The organism is Micrococcus sp. Mcc28 (assembly GCF_024519775.1).
Classification (GTDB): domain Bacteria; phylum Actinomycetota; class Actinomycetes; order Actinomycetales; family Micrococcaceae; genus Micrococcus; species Micrococcus luteus.
The window spans coordinates 1-15,822 of record NZ_JALJRH010000015.1 but is presented as its reverse complement, the minus strand read 5'-3'; the positions used below and the strand labels follow the sequence as shown (position 1 = coordinate 15,822).

General features: G+C 75.0%; 14 protein-coding genes, 4 tRNA genes and 1 riboswitch. Of the genes, 11 read left to right on the top strand and 7 right to left on the bottom strand.

The window, feature by feature from the left end:
• Positions 1-5: 5 nt before the first annotated feature.
• Both NR073_RS08860 and NR073_RS08855 read right to left on the bottom strand, forming a co-directional pair.
• The gene (locus NR073_RS08860; protein ID WP_044659670.1) at positions 6-1,331 is read right to left on the bottom strand and encodes a lysine N(6)-hydroxylase/L-ornithine N(5)-oxygenase family protein; all 1,326 of its coding nucleotides are present in this window, start codon (positions 1,329-1,331) and stop codon (positions 6-8) included.
• Positions 1,328-2,923, bottom strand: coding sequence for a pyridoxal-dependent decarboxylase (locus NR073_RS08855; protein ID WP_256748755.1), 1,596 nt, complete (start codon positions 2,921-2,923; stop codon positions 1,328-1,330). Before NR073_RS08855 ends, NR073_RS08860 begins: the two co-directional genes overlap by 4 nt.
• Positions 2,924-3,084: 161 nt before the next feature.
• Between NR073_RS08855 and NR073_RS08850 the strand changes: the two genes are divergently transcribed.
• Complete coding sequence (locus tag NR073_RS08850; protein WP_256748754.1) at positions 3,085-3,975, top strand: siderophore-interacting protein; 891 nt, start codon at positions 3,085-3,087, stop codon at positions 3,973-3,975.
• A 100-nt stretch (positions 3,976-4,075) separates the two neighbouring features.
• Here NR073_RS08850 and NR073_RS08845 read toward each other — a convergent pair.
• The 4 genes from NR073_RS08845 to NR073_RS08830 all read right to left on the bottom strand — a co-directional run bounded on the left by NR073_RS08845 (position 4,076) and on the right by NR073_RS08830 (position 4,470).
• Positions 4,076-4,149 (bottom strand) — tRNA-Gly (locus tag NR073_RS08845).
• 28 nt (positions 4,150-4,177) lie between these two features.
• Positions 4,178-4,249, bottom strand: a tRNA-Val gene (locus NR073_RS08840).
• A gap of 58 nt (positions 4,250-4,307) precedes the next feature.
• Positions 4,308-4,378: transfer RNA gene (locus tag NR073_RS08835), tRNA-Cys, on the bottom strand.
• Positions 4,379-4,396: 18 nt separating this feature from the next.
• Positions 4,397-4,470 (bottom strand) — tRNA-Gly (locus NR073_RS08830).
• A 158-nt stretch (positions 4,471-4,628) separates the two neighbouring features.
• Here NR073_RS08830 and NR073_RS08825 point away from each other — a divergent pair.
• From NR073_RS08825 to ribH, 10 genes are all read left to right on the top strand, one after another.
• Positions 4,629-5,615 carry a cytochrome P450 gene (locus tag NR073_RS08825; RefSeq protein WP_044659673.1) on the top strand — a complete coding sequence of 329 codons (987 nt, stop codon included), beginning with the start codon at positions 4,629-4,631 and terminating at the stop codon, positions 5,613-5,615.
• On the top strand, positions 5,612-6,196 hold the full coding sequence (def, locus tag NR073_RS08820) for a peptide deformylase (RefSeq protein WP_044659674.1): 585 nt from the start codon (positions 5,612-5,614) through the stop codon (positions 6,194-6,196). The genes NR073_RS08825 and def overlap by 4 nt, the downstream gene beginning before the upstream one ends.
• Positions 6,197-6,210: 14 nt before the next feature.
• The gene (locus NR073_RS08815) at positions 6,211-7,293 is read left to right on the top strand and encodes a methionyl-tRNA formyltransferase (RefSeq protein WP_230278126.1); all 1,083 of its coding nucleotides are present in this window, start codon (positions 6,211-6,213) and stop codon (positions 7,291-7,293) included.
• Positions 7,290-8,921: an RsmB/NOP family class I SAM-dependent RNA methyltransferase gene (locus NR073_RS08810; protein ID WP_256748753.1), complete on the top strand. Its 1,632-nt coding sequence runs from the start codon at positions 7,290-7,292 to the stop codon at positions 8,919-8,921. Before NR073_RS08815 ends, NR073_RS08810 begins: the two co-directional genes overlap by 4 nt.
• Positions 8,922-8,937: 16 nt before the next feature.
• Complete coding sequence (gene rpe, locus NR073_RS08805; RefSeq protein ID WP_060973834.1) at positions 8,938-9,609, top strand: ribulose-phosphate 3-epimerase; 672 nt, start codon at positions 8,938-8,940, stop codon at positions 9,607-9,609.
• 89 nt (positions 9,610-9,698) lie between these two features.
• A riboswitch (FMN riboswitch) is annotated at positions 9,699-9,843 on the top strand.
• An 82-nt stretch (positions 9,844-9,925) separates the two neighbouring features.
• The gene (gene pnuC, locus NR073_RS08800; protein WP_004167571.1) at positions 9,926-10,630 is read left to right on the top strand and encodes a nicotinamide riboside transporter PnuC; all 705 of its coding nucleotides are present in this window, start codon (positions 9,926-9,928) and stop codon (positions 10,628-10,630) included.
• A complete protein-coding gene (gene ribD / locus NR073_RS08795) occupies positions 10,627-11,760 on the top strand; it encodes a bifunctional diaminohydroxyphosphoribosylaminopyrimidine deaminase/5-amino-6-(5-phosphoribosylamino)uracil reductase RibD (RefSeq protein ID WP_044659919.1) in 1,134 nt (377 codons plus the stop codon). The genes pnuC and ribD overlap by 4 nt, the downstream gene beginning before the upstream one ends.
• Complete coding sequence (locus NR073_RS08790; protein ID WP_044659920.1) at positions 11,761-12,417, top strand: riboflavin synthase; 657 nt, start codon at positions 11,761-11,763, stop codon at positions 12,415-12,417. It begins immediately after the preceding gene.
• Positions 12,414-13,727: a bifunctional 3,4-dihydroxy-2-butanone-4-phosphate synthase/GTP cyclohydrolase II gene (locus NR073_RS08785; protein WP_044659921.1), complete on the top strand. Its 1,314-nt coding sequence runs from the start codon at positions 12,414-12,416 to the stop codon at positions 13,725-13,727. The genes NR073_RS08790 and NR073_RS08785 overlap by 4 nt, the downstream gene beginning before the upstream one ends.
• Positions 13,724-14,206 carry a 6,7-dimethyl-8-ribityllumazine synthase gene (ribH, locus tag NR073_RS08780; protein ID WP_044659922.1) on the top strand — a complete coding sequence of 161 codons (483 nt, stop codon included), beginning with the start codon at positions 13,724-13,726 and terminating at the stop codon, positions 14,204-14,206. Before NR073_RS08785 ends, ribH begins: the two co-directional genes overlap by 4 nt.
• An 816-nt stretch (positions 14,207-15,022) precedes the next feature.
• Here ribH and NR073_RS08775 read toward each other — a convergent pair.
• Positions 15,023-15,822, bottom strand: an 800-nt coding sequence (locus NR073_RS08775; RefSeq protein ID WP_256748752.1) for an IS481 family transposase, incomplete at its 5' end; no start/stop codon positions are given.

Here is a 15,822-nt window from a genome sequence, read left to right as displayed (position 1 = left end):
GGCGCTCACCGGACGCCCGCCGCGACGGCACCGAAGTCCTGGAACGCGATCGACTCGGCCTGCGCGTAGACCTGGCGGCCGGCGATCGTGCTGAGGATGCGGCCGCTGTGCTCCGCCGCCATGCCCAGGTCCGGGCCGGTGAGACCCAGGGGCTGTTCGGCGGTGTTGTGCACGAAGATCCGGCGGCCGCTCACGTCGATCGCGTGGTCCGCGTTCGCCGTCGTCCGACCGTCCTCCGCGCGCAGCAGGTGCCGCACCGGCTCCAGGAACGGATGGTCCGGGTGGCGGTAGCCCGTGCCCGCGACGACACGGTCCACCACGCGCCCCCCGGTCACCCCGGTCTCCTCGTCGCGCAGGGTGACCTCCACCCGGGGCGCACCCGGGCCCGCGACCAGGCGGGCGTCCGTCACCGACGTGCCCGGCCACAGCCGGGCCGGGTCCAGCGGACCCACCTGGCGCTCGTACAGCGCGTGGTAGACGTCCTCGATCGTGTACTCGCTGATCCCCTTGTACAGGGACCGGTGGGATGCGTTGATCTCATCCCGCCGCGCCCGGGGCAGAGTGGCGAAGTGCCGCTCATAGTCCAGCGAGGTCAGCTCGAGCGTGAGCTGGCCGACCTCCATGCCGAAGAACCGGGGTGAGCGCGTGACCCACGTGAGGTCCGGGTGGCCCGCGTTCAGCAGGTCCAGGGCGCACTCCGCCGCCGACTGGCCGCTGCCCACCACCAGGACCGACCCGGCCCCGGCGATGTCCTCGCGACGGCCCATGTACTCACCCGTGTGCACCACGGGGGACGCGCCGACCCGGGCCGACTCCTCCGCGACGCGCGCGAGCGGCGCGGGCAGGGACGGCACCGTGCCCGTGCCCACCACCACGTGGTCGGCCCGGTGCGTGCTGGTCCCGGCCGCGGAGGCCGCCTCCACCACGAACTCGTCCGCCTGATCGTCCCACCGCACCGCCGTCACCGTGGTCGCGTAGGCGATGCCGGGCAGCTGGGCTGCCACCCACGCGCAGTAGTCCGAGAACTCCCGCCGCAGCGGGTACCAGGAACCCCGGATGTAGAAGCGGTGCAGCCGGCCCATCGCTTTGAGATACGCCAGGAACGAGTACGGGGAGGTCGGGTCCGCGAACGTCACCAGGTCCGCGAGGAACGGCACCTGGATCTGCGCGCCCGGCAGCATCATGCCCGGGTGCCACACGAACGCGTCGCGGCTCTCCACCACCTCCACCTCGACGTCGGGCAGCGGGTGGGCCAGCGCGGCCAGGCTCAGGTTGAACGGGCCCAGCCCGATCGCGAGCACGCGGCGGGGGGACGTGGACGCCGGGCTCATGCGCACACCTGCTCTCCGTGCTCGTCCACGCGCGCCGCGGACGGACGTGGCCCCGCCGAAGCGGGGAGCGTGCAGGACACGGCGACCGACGGGCCATGCGGACGGGTCCGCGCCACCCCGCGCCACCGATGACGGCTCGCCCGCACCGCGTCGACGTGCCGCAGCGCCGCCTCCTCCACGACGTCGACCAGCTCCTCCAGCTCGCCCGAGGTGACCGCGGGGTTCAGGATCGTGAACTTCAGATGGGGCACCCCGTCCACCACCGTCGTCGCGATCAGCGCGCGCCCGCCGGCCACGAGCTCCCGGTGCGTCGCCGCCTGCACCGCCGTGCACTCCTCCTCCGACAGTCCCTCGGCCCGCACCCGGAACAGCACTGTCACCAGCGTCGGATCCTCCAGCACCGCGAACGTCGGCCGGGCCCGCAGGATCCCGCACGCCTGCCGCGTGCGTTCGCGCGCCCCCGCGAACAGGGACACCACCGCCTCGGCCCCATGCTCACGCAGCGTCAGCCACAGCTTGAGCGAGTCGAACCGGCGGCTCGTCTGCAAGGACCGATCCGCCAGGTTCGGATGGACGCTGTCCTCCGGGTTCAGGTAGTCCGCATGCACCGTCACATGGCGCAGGCTCTCGGCGTCCCGCACCACCAGCGCGCTGCAGGCCAGCCCCACGTAGAACGTCTTGTGGAAGTCCATCGTCACCGAGTCCGCACGGTGCAGCCCCGGCAGCTCGTGGCGCGTCGCCGCGCTCGCGGCGAGGATCCCGCCCACGGCCGCGTCCGCATGGACCCACATCCCGTGGCGTTCGGCGACGTCGGCGATGGCCGGCAGCGGGTCGATGGCGCCGCGGTCGGTGGTCCCCAGCGTCGCGACGACGACCATCGGCACGGCACCGGCGGCCACCTCACGTTCGACCGCCTCGGCCAGGGCCCCGGGGTCCAGACGCCCGGCGGCGTCGGTGGGGACGACGACCACGGCGTGGCGACCCAGCCCGAGCAGGCCGGCTGCCTTGGCGATGCTGTAGTGCGTGGCGGCGCTGACGAAGACGCGCAGCGAGCCGAGCACCTCGGCGGGCAGGTCGGCGAGCCCGGCGTGGCCGGTGAGGCGCTGCACGGCGCGGCCGCGGGCCAGCGTCATGGCCTGCAGGTTGGAGGCCGACCCTCCGGAGGTGAAGACGCCGTCGCCCGCGGCGAACCCGCACCAGCGTCCGACCTCGGCCAGGAGCCGCTGCTCCATGAGCGCCGCGGAGCGGGCCTGGTCCCAGGACTCGACCGCCGTGTTGAGCGCCCCGAGCACGGTGTCCGCTGCGGTGCTGGAGAGCAGGACCGGGCAGTTGAGGTGAGCGGCATAGCGCGGGTGGTGGTAGGCGGTGGTCTGGTGGGCGTAGAGCTCCGCGACCTCGGCGAGGGCGTCGTCGAGGCTGCCCGTCGGCTGCGAGAAGTTGACGGCGCCGACGGCGTCGGCCAGGTGCGTCGACGGGGTGTCCGGGTGGACCCCCGCGCGGTCGTAGGCGGTGTCGACGGCCACCCGGGCCGCCCTGCCGGTGGCGTCGAGGTAGGCGGCGGGATCGCCGAGTCCGAACAGGCGAGGGAGCATGGGAGGGCCTTCCGTGAGGGGGTCGTCGGCTCCGGGCGGCGTGCGCCACGGACGTCCCGCACAGTAGGGAAGCCTTACCTAAGAAAGCAAATACGCAACAATGACGTGACGTATTCAAAGGGAGGACTCCAGCAAAGGTGAGGCTCACCTATGCTGACCGGATGACGAGCTCCTCCGTCCTCCCCCCGCCTGCCGCCCGTCCCTCGCGTGTCGAGGCCCTGCAGATGAAGGCCTACCGCGGGCTCGCGGCCCTCGGCCAGGCGATGCCCGTTGACCGCGACGAGTATCCGCAGTGGACCATGACGGTCCGCGCCACGTGGCTGCTCGCCCCCCGGCTGCGTCGTCTCACGTTCGCCGCGGAGGAGTTCCGCACGTTCACCCCGCAGGGCTGCGACGAGTACTTCGGGCTGCTCACCCCGCCCCCGGGGCGGGCGCTCGTGATGCCCGATCCCGCGGCGCTCAATGCGCGGCGAGCGGTCGGGCGGATCCCCGAGGACGTGCGGCCGGATCTGCGGTGGTACACGGTCGCCGAGCACCGGCCCTCCGTCGGTGAGATCGACGTCGACGTCGTCGTGCACGACCATGCGGGCCCCGCCGGCACGTGGGCGCGCACCGCACGTCCGGGCGACGTCGCCGGCTTCCGCACCGGGACGGGCGCCTATCGTCTGCCGGCGGCGGGGGAGTCGCACCTCGTGGTGGGGGACGAGACCGCAGTCCCGAGCATCGCCGCCGCCCTCGCCGCGCAGCGTCGCACGCCGCGCGGGGGCCGGATGGACGTCGTCCTGGAGGTGCCCGGCCGTGACCACGTCCCCGCCCTCGAGGTCCCGGAGGGCGCCACGCTCACGGTCCTGCACCGCGGAGACGCCGTGCCGGGCGCCCTGCTCACGCCGCACCTCGAGGACCTCCCCGCCGCGCCCCGCGACCACGTGTGGGCGTGCGGCGAGCAGTCGCTCGCGACGGCGGCGCGGCGGGTGATCGTCCGCCGCGGCATCGCACCGAAGCGCGCGATCATGTTCAGCGGCTACTGGCGGGGGGACGGCCCGCGGCTCTGATCCCGTCCGACGGTCGGCGTCCGTGCTCCGAGCACGAGGCCGACCGCACGCCCCGGAACGACGAAGGGCCCCTCCGTCAGGAGGGGCCCTTCGTGTGGGGAGCGGATGACGAGATTCGAACTCGCGACCTCCACCTTGGCAAGGTGGCGCTCTAGCCAACTGAGCTACATCCGCCTGAGTCGATCGTCACGGATCGTCTCCGTGCGCGATACTGGGTTCGAACCAGTGACCTCTTCCGTGTCAGGGAAGCGCGCTACCGCTGCGCCAATCGCGCTCGTCCACCTCCGAAGAGGTGGTGAACATGCCGCCACTCCCGGTCGGAGAAGGCTGCGAGGTCGGGACGGGATTCGAACCCGCGTATACGGCTTTGCAGGCCGCTGCCTCGCCTCTCGGCCACCCGACCAGGGGTGAAGGTTGAGCGAGCGGATGACGAGATTCGAACTCGCGACCTCCACCTTGGCAAGGTGGCGCTCTAGCCAACTGAGCTACATCCGCGTGTCGGTGCCGCCGGGATCCGCTCGTCCGAGCCGCTCACCTGCGTTTTCCAACGAGAAAGAACTCTAGGCCATCTCCGCCCGGATGCAAAATCGGCGTCCGCTGGCGTGTCGGGCCACCCCGTCGGGGGTCCGCGGACCCTGCCAGAATGGCTGACCATGACCCAGCCACGCCTCGCGCATCAGACCCCCCACGGGCGCATGTACGCGCGCTCCCTCTCGGGCCTGCCCGAGGTCCCGTCCATCACCACCGTGATCGGCATGGAGAAGACGGACCTGGACGGCTGGGTCGGGTGGATGGCGGCCCAGTCCGTGACCCAGGATCCGCGCCTGGCGGAATCCGTGGGCTCCGCCGCGCGCCTGAAGCAGGTGGCCCGGCAGTCCGCCGACGCCGCCGCCCGCTACCGGGACGCCGCGGCCGAGCGCGGGGACCGCGTGCACGACTACGCCGAGCAGGTGGCCCAGCGCGCCCTCGGCCGCCCCCACACCATGGCGGAGGCCCGGGCCCGGCTGATCGAGCACGGCGAGGGCGCCTACGCGGACCGCTTCGACGAGTGGTGGGACCTCTACGACGTCCGGCCGATCGCGGCCGAGATCACCGTCTGGAACCACACGGTGGGCTACGCGGGCACGCTGGACCTCGTCGCCCGGATCGGCGGCCGGCTGTGCCTGATCGACTACAAGACGAAGGGCACGGGGCGGGACGGACGGGTCAAGGCGCTCGATCCCAAGGTGGTCATGCAGCTGACCGCCGGCCTGAAGGCGGAGGAGTCCCTGGTGGACCCCGAGGCCGGCACCTGGGAAGAGTGGCGGCACGGCCAGGCCGAGATGCTGCTCGGCGTCGCCCTGGGGGAGACCGAGGTCGCCGTGCACCAGGCCAACCCCGGTGTGCTGCCCCGCCACTGGCACAAGTTCTGGGCCCTGCGCCAGGTCTGGAAGCACGCGCAGGCCGTGGACGACGCCGGCCCCGCGCTCCGCGTCATCGGCCCGCCTCCGCCGTCGGTCCCGGCGTCGGCGGCCACCGGACTGCAGGCCGTGCGCGCCGCGGCGTTCGGCGGCGGCTCCCACGCCGCCCCGGACGTGGCGCCCGACGGGTCGTCGTCGCGCCCGGCGTCTGCCGAGGGCGGCGATAGGGTGACGGCGTGACCGTCCTGCCCGTCCGCACCATCCCCGACCCCGTCCTGCGCACCGCCGCGTCGCCCGTGCCCCCGGGCGCGGATGTGCGCGCCCTCGTGGCGGACATGATCGAGACGATGCACGCCGTCGGGGGCGTGGGCCTGGCCGCGCCCCAGGTGGGCGTGGGCCTGCGCGTCTTCGTGTTCGACGTCGCCGGCGTCGCCGGGCACGTGGTCAATCCCGTACTCGAGACCGCCGGCCAGGCGCTGCGGGAGCCGGGCGAGGGGTGTCTGTCCGTGCCGGGGCTGCGCTACCACCCGGCGCGCGCCGCCGAAGCCGTCGTCCGCGGCACCGACGTCGACGGGAACCCGGTGGAGCACCGGGGGACCGGCCTGCTCGCCCGCTGTCTCCAGCACGAGACCGACCACCTCGACGGGATCCTCTACGTCGACCGCCTCGACGGCGAGGAACGCCGTGAGGCCCGCCGCCGCATGCGCGCCGGCGAGGTGGACCGCGCCGCCCGCCGCATCGGGGCCGAGCGCGCGGCCGCCGTCAGCTCGGTCTTCGGCGCCCCCGCCGCCCCCGCCGCCGGAACAGGAGCCGCCCGATGACCGCCCCGACGCCCCTGCGCGTGCTCTACGCCGGCACGCCCGAGACCGCCGTGCCCGTGCTGCGCGCCCTGCTCGACTCGCCCCACGAGGTCGTCGGCGTGCTCACCCGGCCGGACGCCCCGGTCGGGCGCCGGCGGGTGCTGACCCCGTCGCCGGTCGCGGTCGTGGCCGAGGAGGCCGGCCTGCCCGTGCTCAAGGCCGACCGACTCCGCGGACCCGAGGGTGCCGATGCCCTCCAGGCGATCCGCGCGCTCGAGGCGGACGTGGCCGCCGTCGTCGCCTACGGGGCGCTCGTGCCCGCCGAGGCCCTGCAGATCCCGCGCCACGGCTGGCTCAACCTGCACTTCTCCGCGCTGCCGGCCTACCGCGGCGCCGCCCCCGTTCAGCGCGCCGTGATGGCCGGGGAGACCGAGATCGCCGCCGACGTGTTCCAGCTCGAAGAGGGCCTGGACACCGGACCCGTCTTCGCCCGACTCACCCGCCCCGTCGCGGCCGACGAGACCGCCGGGACCGTGCTCACCGACCTCGCCGAGCGCGGCGGCCCGCTCGTGATCGACGTGCTCGACCGCCTGGCGGCCGGCACCGCGACGGCCACGCCCCAGCGCGGCGAACCCACCCACGCGCCGAAGCTCACGGCCGCAGACGGCCTGGTGGACCCCGCCCGCCCGGCGGCCGAGGTGGCCGCCCGGATCAACGGCGTCACCCCCGAGCCCGGCGCCTGGGGCTGGCTGACCGCGGACGACGGCGCCGCCCCGGCCCGTTTCAAGCTCGACGGCGTCGCCCCGGTCCGCGCCGGCGACGACGGCTGGCCCTCCGTACTCGACGCCGCGGCTCCCGGGCAGATCCTGGTGGCCGCGAAGGCCGCCTGGCTGCGCACGTCCGGCGGGGCCGTCCGGCTCTCCCGCGTCCAGCCGGCGGGCAGGAAGCTGATGCCGGCCGCCGACTGGGCGCGCGGCGCCGCCGCCGGGGCCGCGCTGCTGGCCGGGGAGGCGCTCGCCCACCACGAAGAACAGGCCCGCCAGAAGGCCGCCGCCCGGGCGGCGGCACGCGAGGCCGCGCGGAACGCCGCGGCACAGGACGAGGAGGCACGCGCATGAGCCGCGAAGGACAGGCAGGACAGGGCCGGGGCGAGCGAGGGGCCCGCGGGGAACGCGGCCGCGCACCCCGGCCGGACGCCCAGGACCGCCGCGACGCGCAGGGGCGCACCCGCAACCGGGGTCGCTCGGGCGCGGGACGGAAGTACTCGGCGCAGGCGCCGTCCCAGCGCTCCCGCACCGCCGACCCGGCCCGCCGCGTCGCGTTCGGGGTGGTCCGCTCCGTCCACGCCGAGGACGCGTACGCGAACCTGGTCCTCCCGGCGCGCATCCGCCAGGCCCGCCTCGACCGGCGCGACGCCGGTTTCGCCACCGAACTCGCCTATGGCACCCTGCGCGGGCTCGGCCTGTACGACGCGATCCTGACCCGCTGCGTGGACCGCCCGCTCGAGCAGATCGACCCACCCGTGCTCGACGCCCTGCGGCTCGGCGCCCACCAGGTGCTGGGCATGCGCGTGCCCGCCCACGCCGCCCTCGACGCCACCGTCTCCCTCGTGCGCGCCGAGATCGGGGCCGGCGCCTCCGGGTTCGTGAACGCGGTGCTGCGTCGGGTCGCCGAACGCCCCCTCGACGAGTGGCTGGCCGACGTCGCCCCCGCCGACGGCGGCGACGCCGCCCTGGCCGTCCGAGCCTCGCACCCGGTGTGGATCGTCCGCGCGCTGCGCCAGGCCCTGGCCGCCCACCGCGGCCCCCGCCACACCGCCGACCGCGACGCCGAGCTGGCCGCCCTGCTCGAGGCGGACAACGCCCCGCCCGTGGTCAACCTCGTCGCCCTGCCCGTGGCCGGCGGGGCCGAGGCGCTCGCCGCGGCCCTCGACGACGGCGCCGAGCCCGGGCCGCTGGCCCCGGACTCCGCCCTGCACTCCGGTGGCGACGCCGGCCGTCTGCCCGGGGTGCGCGAGGGCGTGCTCCGCGTCCAGGACGCCGGCTCCCAGCTCACCGCCCGTGCCCTGGCCCAGGCACCCGTCCCCGCGGCCGAGGGGCGGGCCGAGCGCTGGCTCGACCTGTGCGCCGGCCCTGGCGGCAAGGCGGCCCTGCTGGCCGCCCTCGCCGCCGAGCGGGGGGCGACGCTCGTGGCCAATGAGGTCGCCCCGCACCGCGGCGACCTCGTCCGGCAGGCACTCGCCGCCGTGCCCGCCGACGCCTGGACCGTCCGGGCCGGGGACGGTCGCACGATCGCCGACGCCCCCGAGGCGGCCCCGGCGTTCGACCGCGTCCTCGTGGACGCCCCCTGCACCGGCCTCGGGGCGCTGCGCCGCCGACCCGAGTCGCGCTGGCGCCGCACTCCGGCCGACCTCGCCGAGCTCACCGGCCTGCAGGCCGAGCTGCTCGACGCGGCGGTCTCCGTCCTCGCCCCCGGCGGCGTGCTCGCCTATGTCACCTGCTCCCCGCACGTCGCGGAGACCGTCGTCCAGGTCCAGGACCTCGTGCGCCGCCACCCCGAGCTGGAGCTGCTCGACGCCCGCACCGCCCTCGACACCGTCGCGCTCGACGACCTGCGCCTGGACGAGGCCGAACCCGCCGGCGCGCCGGAGCCAGCCGATGTGGTCGCCCGCACGGCCCAGCTCTGGCCGCACCGGCACGGCACCGACGCCATGTTCCTGGCCCTGCTGCGCGCCCCCGGCGCCTGACCGAGAGGACCCGCCCATGACCGCCCGCGCCCCGCGCCTGCACCCCTCGATCCTGTCCGCGGACTTCGCCCGCCTCGCCGACGAGCTGGCCCGCATCCCCAGCGCAGACGCGGTGCACGTGGACGTCATGGACAACCACTTCGTCCCGAACCTCACCCTCGGCCTGCCCGTGGTCGAGGCGATCCGACGCGCCACGGACCTGCCGCTGGACCTCCACCTGATGATCGAGGACGCCGACCGCTGGGCGCCCGGCTACGCGGAGGCGGGGGCCGAGTCCGTCACCTTCCACGCCGAGGCCTCGGCCGCGCCCGTCCGGCTGGCCCGGGAGCTGCGCGCGGCCGGAGCGAGGGCCGGCATGGCGCTGCGGCCGGCGACCGCGGTCGAGCCCTACCTGGACATGCTCCCGGAGCTGGACATGCTTCTGCTGATGACCGTGGAGCCCGGCTTCGGGGGGCAGGCGTTCCTCGACGTCGTGCTGCCGAAGATCCGCCGGGCCCGCCGCGCCCTCGACGGCGGGTCCGCCCCGCTGGCCCTCCAGGTCGACGGCGGCGTGAACCGGGAGACCATCGAGCGTGCGGCCGAGGCCGGGGCGGACGTGTTCGTGGCCGGTTCCGCGGTGTTCGGCGCCGAGGACCCCGACGCCGCGCTCGTCGGCCTGCGCACCGCCGCCGCCCGCGCCTGCCACTAGCCCGGCGACGCGCCCGCCCGCCGCGCCGGACGTCGCCCGGCGACGTCCGGCATGCGCGGCCGGCCGGGCGTGCGATACTGCTGGACAGCAACGTGCTCCGAGATGCGGTGGAAATCCGCACCGGCGGTGACAGCCCGCTAACCGCGCGGCCCGTCCTCATCCGAGGCGGTGCCGGGCGGCCTGACCGGTGGAATTCCGGTGCCGACCGTACAGTCGGGATGGGAGAGGCACGCGGCGGAGCCGTTCCGCGCCCTGCGCGGGAGGGCTGCGGAGCGCACCCCTCGGAGTCCCGATCCGAGGAGGTGGCGTCACGGTCATGGACTGGCTGGTGGACGCGTTCAACTGGACCATCCCGGTCGCCGGCGGCGGCCTGCTCATGCGCGAGGTGCTGGGCAACGTCTTCGGCCTCGCCTCCGCCCTGGGCGGCATGGCGCGCAGGGTCTGGGCCTGGCCCGTGGGCATCCTCGGCAACCTCATCCTGCTGACGGTCTTCCTCGCCTCCCTGTTCACGGGGGCCGATCACGCCACCCTGCTCGGCCAGGCCGGCCGACAGGTCATGTTCATCGCCGTCTCCGTCTACGGCTGGGCGCGCTGGCGTCAGGCCCGCCGGGGCCACGCCGAGGACGCTCCCGCCATCACCCCGGAGTGGGCCGGCTGGCGCGGGCGCGTGTTCCTCGTGACGGCCATGGCGGTCGGCACCGTCGCCCTCACCCCCGTGTTCCGCGCCCTGGGTTCGTGGGAGCCGGTGTGGGCGGACGCCTGGACGTTCGTGGGATCGCTGCTGGCGACCTACGGCATGGCGCGCGGCTGGGTGGAGTTCTGGCTGATCTGGGTGGCCGTGGACGTCGTCGGCGTGCCCCTGCTGTGGAGCACCGGCTACTACGCCTCGGCCGTGATGTACGCCTTCTACGGCGCCTTCACCCTGATCGGCTTCTTCGTGTGGCTGCGCGCCACAGACCGGGACAAGCCCGCCGTGGAGACGCTGCTGCCGGACGGCCCCGAGGGGGACGTCGCCCGATGAGCGCCGCCGAGACCCCGTCCGCCGACCCCATGGACCTCGCCGTCCGCGCCGCGCTGCGCGGTGTGCGCGGCGCCAACCCCCTCGTCGGGGCCGTCCTGACCGACGAGGCCGGCCGCGTCCTGGCCGTCGGCCACCACCGCGGACGGGGGACTGCCCACGCCGAGGTCGACGCCCTGACCCGCTGGCGGGCCGCCCGCGCCACGGATCCGGCCCTGGCCGCCCTCGACCCCGCCGGCCTGACGCTGCACGTCACCCTCGAGCCCTGTGACCACACCGGCAGCACCGGCCCCTGCTCGCAGGCCGTCCTGGACGCGGGGATCGGCGCACTGCGCTACGCCGTCGCGGACCCCACCGGTCACGACGGCGGCGGCGCGGCCCGCCTCGCCGCGCACGGGGTGCACGTCACCGGCCCCACCGGCGAGGCGGCCGCCCTCACGCTCACCGCCCGCTGGCGCGAGGTCCGCGACGCAGGCCGTCCGTGGGTGACCGGGCACCTCGCTCAGTCCCTCGACGGCCACGCCGCGGCCGCCGACGGCACGAGCCAGTGGATCACCGGCCCGGACTCCCGCGTCCACGCCCACGAGGTGCGCTCCCGCGTCGACGCCATCGTCGTCGGCACGGGGACCGTGCTGGCCGACGACCCCCGCCTCACCGCCCGTGACGCCGTCGGCGCCGAACTCGCGCACCAGCCCGTGCCCGTCGTCCAGGGTCACCGGCCCGTGCCCGACGGCGCCGCCCTGCGCACCCACCCGGTGGTGCTGGAGGTCCTCGACCACGACCCGCACGCCGTCCTGGCCGTGCTCGCGGCCCACCCCGGGCCCTGGCCCCACGGCCGCCGTGCCGAGCACGTGCTCATCGAGGGCGGGCCCCGCGTGCTCGGCGCGTGGCTGCGCGCCAGCCTCGTGGACGAGCTCATGGTCTACACCGCGCCCCTGCTGCTCGGCCCGGGCCGCGCCGCCGTCGCCGGCCTGGACGTCGCCACGCTGTCCGAGGGACTGCGCTGGCACCCCGACCCCGCGGAGGGCGGCCCCGTCCGTGCCCTCGGCGTCGACGTCTGGACCCACCTGAGCCCGGTGCCGGCCCCGCGCCTGCCCACCGCCCCCGCCCCGACCCGTTTCCAGGAGGACTGAGTGTTCACCGGCATCGTCACCCATCTCGGCACCGTCGTCGCCCTCGAGCACGACGCGGCCGCCGACACCGCCCTGCTGACCCTCGACGCCGGCGGCGCCCTCGACGGGCTGCCCGCCGGCGGCTCGCTCGCCGTCGACGGCGTGTGCCTCACGGCCCTCGACGAGCCCACGGAGCGCCCCGGCGTGTTCCGTGCCGACCTCATGGGCCAGACGCTGCGCATGACCAGCCTCGGCGACCGCGCCCCGGGGGACCGGGTCAACCTCGAGCGCTGCCTGCGCCCCACCGACCACCTGGACGGGCACGTGGTCCAGGGCCACGTGGACGGGACCGGCGAGGTCCTCGCGGTCACCCCGCACGGGGCCTGGACCACTCTGCGCATCGGCCTGCCCGCCCGCCTGGCCCGCTACGTCCCCGCGCAGGGGGCCATCGCCCTGCAGGGCGTCTCCCTCACCGTCACCGCCGTCTCCGACCCGGGCGCGGCCGCGCACTGGTTCGAGGTCGGCATCATCCCGGCCACGCTCGAGGCCACCACCCTGGGCGCCCTGCGGCCGGGCAACCGCGTCAACCTCGAGACCGACGTCCTCGCCCGGTACGCCGAGCGTCTCGCGCTCATCCCGTCCGCCCCCGCCGCACCCACCGAGGAGGCCCGCCCGTGAGCGAGCACATCCGTCTGGACCCCGTCCCCGCGGCGATCGCCGCGATCGCCGCCGGCCGGCCCGTCGTCGTCGTGGACGACGCCGACCGCGAGAACGAGGGCGACCTGATCTACGCGGCCGCCCTGGCCACCGACGAGGTCACCGCCTTCACCGTCCGCCACACCTCGGGCGTCATCTGCGCGCCCCTGCCGGCCGGCCTGGCCGACCGCCTGGCCCTGCCGCCCATGACCACCGTCAACGAGGACCCCAAGGGGACCGCCTACACCGTGAGCGTGGACGCCGCCGCCGGCGTCACCACCGGCATCTCCGCCGCCGACCGCACCCGCACCCTCCGCGTGCTCGCCGACCCCGGTGCCGCCCCCGGTGACCTGACCCGGCCCGGTCACGTGTTCCCCCTGCGCGCCGTCCCCGGCGGCGTCCGGGCCCGCCGCGGCCACACCGAGGCCGGCGTCGAGCTGTGCCGCCTGGCCGGCGTCGCGCCCGTGGCCGCCATCGCCGAGCTCGTCCACGACGACGGCACCATGATGCGCCTGCCCGCCCTGCGGGAGTTCTCCGACGAGCACGATCTCGTCCTCATCTCCATCGAGGACCTCGTGGCCCACCTGGAGGAGACGACGCCGGCCCTGACCGCCGTCCCCGCCGAGGCCACCCTGCCGACCCGGCACGGCCTGTTCCGCGTGAGCGTGCACGTGGACGCCGAGACCGGGGCCGAACACCTGCTGCTCGTGGCGGGGGAGACCGACCCGGAGCGTCCCCTCACCGTCCGCGTGCACTCGGAGTGCCTCACCGGCGACGTCCTCGGCTCCCTGCGCTGCGACTGCGGCCCCCAGCTCGAGGACGCCCTGGCCCGCGCGGCGATCGAGGGCGGCGCCGTCCTCTACCTCCGGGGCCACGAAGGACGCGGCATCGGCCTGGCGAACAAGATCCGCGCCTACCGGCTCCAGGAGGAGGGGATGGACACCGTCGAGGCCAACCTCGCCCTCGGTCTGCCCGCCGAGGCGCGCGACTGGGCCGGGGCCGCCGCCGTCCTCACGGCCGCCGGCCATCGGCGCATCCGCCTGGTCACCAACAACCCCGCGAAGGTCGCGGGGCTGCGGGCGGCCGGCATCGACGTCGTCGAGCGTGTCCCGGCCCCCACGCCCGTCACCGAGCACAACGTCGTCTACCTGCGCACCAAGCGGGACCGGATGGCCCACGCCCTGGCGGACCGCGTGCTCGAACCGCCGACGGCCACCGGCGGCCCCGCCACGCCGGCCGATGACCCGACCACCGACCCGACCCACCCCACCCACCAGGAGGACACCCCATGAGCGGCGCCGGAGCCCCGACCTTCACCCCCGACCCCGCCGCTGCGAGCGGCCTGAACGTGGCGATCGTCGCCGCCCAGTGGCACACGGAGATCATGGACGGACTGATCGCCGGGGCGCAGGCCGCCGCAGCGGACCTGGGCCTGGAGCCCGTGCTCGTGCGCGTGCCCGGCACCGTCGAGCTCACCGTCGCTGCGGCGCGGCTGGCGGAGCGCTTCGACGCCGTCGTGGTCCTCGGCGTCGTGGTGCGCGGGGACACCCCGCACTTCGACTACGTGTGCCAGTCCGTGACCCAGGGCGTGACGGAGGTCTCGGTGCGCACCGGCGTTCCCGTGGGCTTCGGCGTGCTCACCGTGGACACCGAGCAGCAGGCCCGCGACCGGGCGGGCCTGCCCGGATCCCGAGAGGACAAGGGACGCGAGGCCCTCGAGGCGGCCGTCCTCACCGAGCTCGCGCTGCGCTCGGTCACGCCACGGGACTGAGGGTGGCCGGGCGGGGCTGCCTGCTGGGTCGGCTGCTCTCGACGTGGACCCTGTCCCCGGGGCCGGTGGGGTGATCGCAGGCCGGTCAACCGGGCCCGTCCGGAACGCCGGCAGCCCCGCGCCGTCATGGATGGGGTCGGCCGGAGGGCGCGGGGACCCGACGATAGAGGCGGAGACGCGAAGCCCCCGCCCTTCGTCTCGCTCGCGGCATCCACAGCTCGTCGTCCACTGCCCCGACCGTCAGGGCGGGCCGTTGACCCCCAACGCGTTCACCGCCGCAGACGGGTGATCTATGCGGCCCGCCCCGCCTCGGACGACTGCGTCGGGGTGCACGGAGCCTGCCGCAGCGTGGCCGCGTTCAAACAGTCCATGGCCCTGCTGGGAGCTGCGCGAGACCGGGCTGCTGCTCACCCCCCTGGTGCCGGCCCGCTCCATCGTCCCCGGTGCACGTCTGGCCTGCGACTGGCTGGGCCACTATGAGAAGCGCGAACCCGTCGCCTCCGCCTACGCCGACCTGGCCGGCCTCATCTTCGAAAGGATCACCGCATGAACGAGAAGCAGCTTGAGCCCGACCTGAGTCTGCGAGCACAGCGACGCAAGCCCACCCCGGCCCCCCAGACCCCGGCTCCCGGAGCGGTGATCCCCGCAGAACCGGCAACGACCTCGGACCCGGCCGGTGGGTATGCGCCCCTGGCGCGGCGTGGGGCGCCGACCGCGGCCCTGAACGTGCGAGTGCCCGAAGCGATCCGCGACGCGGTGCGTCGAGAGGCCGCCACGAACCCGGCAACGCCCAGCCAGGCCGCGGTCATCGAAGCCCTAGTTGTAGGAGGGCATGACGTTGTTGACTCGGGTCGGTGCCAGTGAGGCCGGAGGGGCGTCTCCGCAGGAGGTATGAGGCCGATGATAGTTGTAGTGGTTCACCCACACCTGAAGGGCCTCACGCCGAGCTTGCTCTGAGGTATACGGGCGGGCGTAGAGGACCTCATCGACCATCAGCCGGTTGTAGCGTTCGACCTTCCCGTTATGGCGCGGGGTGTAGGGGCGGATCCGGTGGTGCCGGCCCCCGAGCGAGACCACCTTGGCGGTGAAGTCCGCGGCCCGGTAGTTGTTGCCGTTGTCCGTGATCACCCTGTCGATCCGGATCCCGTGGGCGGCGAAGAACGCCCTCGCCCGGCAGTAGAAGCTCACGGTCGTGGCCGCCCGCTCGTCCTCCAACGCCTCGGTGTACGCCAGGCGGGTGAACCCGTCGATCGCCGAGTGCAGATAGGTGTACCCGACCCGCCGGCCTGCACCACGCTTGGAAGCACGGCCTGCTTCACTTTCACGTCCGTGAGCACGCCAGCCGCCCCCGTCAGGGATCTTCCCGATCTTCTTCACGTCCAGGTGCACCATGTGCCCCGGGCCGCGGGCGGTGATCTTCTGCGGTCGTTGGCGCAGGTCCTCACCCGTGGGCGCGAGGTCTGGCAACCGGGAGATGCCCAGTCGGTGCAGCCACCTGCCCACAGTGCGCAGGCACAGCTGGTGGCCTTCAGAGACGAGGTGGTGATGGATGCGGCGGGCTGACCACTTCTCCCTGCGACGCAGGGTCTGGATCTGGGCCACCACCTCGGGGTCGA

Bases quoted from the DNA above. Each gene is read 5' to 3' on its own strand.
- NR073_RS08860 (WP_044659670.1), bottom strand. From the start codon at position 1,331: ATGAGCCCGGCGTCCACGTCCCCCCGCCGCGTGCTCGCGATCGGGCTG.
- NR073_RS08855 (WP_256748755.1), bottom strand. From the start codon at position 2,923: ATGCTCCCTCGCCTGTTCGGACTCGGCGATCCCGCCGCCTACCTCGAC.
- NR073_RS08850 (WP_256748754.1), top strand. From the start codon at position 3,085: ATGACGAGCTCCTCCGTCCTCCCCCCGCCTGCCGCCCGTCCCTCGCGT.
- NR073_RS08825 (WP_044659673.1), top strand. From the start codon at position 4,629: ATGACCCAGCCACGCCTCGCGCATCAGACCCCCCACGGGCGCATGTAC.
- NR073_RS08810 (WP_256748753.1), top strand. From the start codon at position 7,290: ATGAGCCGCGAAGGACAGGCAGGACAGGGCCGGGGCGAGCGAGGGGCC.
- rpe (WP_060973834.1), top strand. From the start codon at position 8,938: ATGACCGCCCGCGCCCCGCGCCTGCACCCCTCGATCCTGTCCGCGGAC.
- pnuC (WP_004167571.1), top strand. From the start codon at position 9,926: ATGGACTGGCTGGTGGACGCGTTCAACTGGACCATCCCGGTCGCCGGC.
- ribD (WP_044659919.1), top strand. From the start codon at position 10,627: ATGAGCGCCGCCGAGACCCCGTCCGCCGACCCCATGGACCTCGCCGTC.
- ribH (WP_044659922.1), top strand. From the start codon at position 13,724: ATGAGCGGCGCCGGAGCCCCGACCTTCACCCCCGACCCCGCCGCTGCG.